At 60.4% G+C, this 2,282-nt stretch carries 1 protein-coding gene; it reads right to left on the bottom strand.

Features of this window, described 5'->3' with window-relative positions:
• A partial coding sequence (locus tag Q0341_RS08300) for an SLBB domain-containing protein (RefSeq protein ID WP_299512010.1) occupies positions 1-1,840 on the bottom strand: 1,840 nt, incomplete at its 3' end.
• Positions 1,841-2,282 lie beyond the last annotated feature (442 nt).

Here is a 2,282-nt window from a genome sequence, read left to right on the forward strand (position 1 = left end):
ACGCCTCAAGTGGCAATCCCGTCATACCGCCCATTTGGGTGGTTTGGGCAGGGTCAAGCTCCAGAGCAACGCGGCCTTTGCAGCGCAGGTTTTTGAGCCGGTCAATTTGCGACTTCATTTGCGCTTGCTGCTGTTGCTGCAAGGTGGCGGCTTGGGCGGCGCGCTCACCCGCGAGGTTGGCACTGAGGTTGGCGGAGGCGCTTTGCATTTGCGCTTCGAGACGGCGCAAGAGTTGGTCGAGGATTTCTTGTTGCCGTTGGCGCACGGTTTCACGCGTGAATTCGGCACCAAACAAGTAGGCTTGCGCCGTCAGTCCACCCACGCGGGCGACGAGTTGCTGCAGGGTTTCGCCAGGCTGGGCTTGGTAGATGCCGGGGGCGAGCACCTCGCCTTCAATGCGGACCAGCCGGTTTTGTCGCTCAACCGGCAGCAGCAGGTCGGCGCTGCTCATGATGGTGATGACGTCACCCGCTTGCAGCTCGAGGTTGTGCGTGGGGTCTTTCTGGACAATGGCTTTGCCCAGGTTGAAGGGAATGAGTTGGGTGCGCAGTTCGGCTTTGTTCAGACGCTCGATGACGGCGTAGTCCCAGTTGATTTGCTGACCGAAGCTGCGTAGACGGTCCAAGTTGTTTTGACCGTCAGCCTGACCAAACTGGGGGTCACGGGCAATGATTTCAGTGCTGAGGTCGATGTCTTGGGGCAAGGTTTCGGCGCGCTCCAGGGCCAGGATTTGCTCTGGTGTGAAGCCTTGCGATTTGAGCGAAGCGATACGGTTTTGTACGCGCTGGTTGCGGCGCTTGTAAAAGTCTGGGGAAATCAGGGCTTCGCGGTCAGGGATGAGGTCTTGCACGCGCATGCCAGGCCTGAAAGCATGACGCAAGGGCTGGGCCACTGCGCCTTGCAAGGTGACCGCGTTGGCAAAGGCTTGGCTCATGGGCAACAGGGTGATGACATCGCCATCACGCAGTGTCTGGCCTAAGCCTTGGGCATTGAGGGTGAGGCTTTGCACCAGGCGGGGTGCGGCGGGTTGCTGGGGGTCGATGCGCTCCACCAGGGCTTTGTGGGCACTGGCCAAGGTTGGGGCGCCGCCGCCCAAGGCCAGCACGTCTTGCAAAGTCGTGCCTGTTTTGAGTTCGTAGATGGCATCGTGGTCAGTGGCACCCGTTACAGCCACACGCGGGCCTGCAGGTGGGATCATGATGACATCGCCGGGCTGCAGGGAAGCGTCTTTGGATTTGTCGCCTTGGGCAATGAAGTCATACAAATCGAGGGTGGTGACGGTTTTGCCGCCGCGCTTGAGCTCGATGGCGCGCATGCTGCCGTTCACGCCGGGGCCACCGCTGGCAAACACGGCGTTGACCAAGGTAGACAGGCTGCTCAGGTTGTAAGTGCCGGGTTGGCGCGCTTGGCCGACCACATAAACCGTGATGCCGCGCAGCTTGCCCAGGCTGGCGTTGACGGTGACGTTGGTGAAGACGGTGGCCACGCTGCGGCGCAAGGTGGCTTCGAGGTCTTTGACTTGCACACCGTTGAGCTGAATGGTGCCGATTTTGGGCAGGCTGATTTGGCCGTTGCGGTCGAGTGTTTGGCTGCCGCTGTAGTCGGTGCTGCCCCAGATTTGGATGCGCACTTGGTCACCGGGGCCGAGCACGTATTCGCTGGGTGCGGGGGCGGCGGCGTCGATGGCGTAAGCCTGGGGGTTGTCAAACAAGGTGCTGCCAAAGTGCGAGAGCATGGTGCCTGTACTGCCCTGCACAAAGCGCTGGAATTGGCTGGGCGTTTGGGGTCGGGGTGTGCGCACTTCTTTGACGCCGAAGCCTTGCGTGTCTGCAGCCCCCATGTCGGGTGCTACTGGCAGGCTCGGTGCCTTGGCAGTTGGTAATGAAGCTGCCGCTGCAGGCTCTGCATTAACGCCAAGGCCGACGGCAGGAGCCCCTTGCACAGCCGTGATAGCGGCGGGCGCAATTGAGGTGATCTGAGCCAAGGCGTTTTGGCTCAAAAGGCCTAAAACGGCAAGGCACAGAACGTTGGCAATGTGTCGAATGGGGTACGAAACGGTTGGGATCATCGGTGTTGGGGGCTGTGCGTCGGGCAGGCTACCGCAGTGTCTGAGCGCTTATTTGCAAGCGAGACAAGGGGCATGTAAATGCATCGAAAAAGGCTCACCCGGTACCGGGCGAGCCTTCGATTCTATGGGCATCCGGCCGCTGAGCCGATGTGTCATGAATTGTATGATCAAAAGCCACCGGGTTGAAAAGTCGGCATCATCGCTTGGCAAGCGC

Origin of the sequence: uncultured Limnohabitans sp. (assembly GCF_937889215.1) — a bacterium.
Lineage (GTDB): Bacteria > Pseudomonadota > Gammaproteobacteria > Burkholderiales > Burkholderiaceae_C > Limnohabitans_A.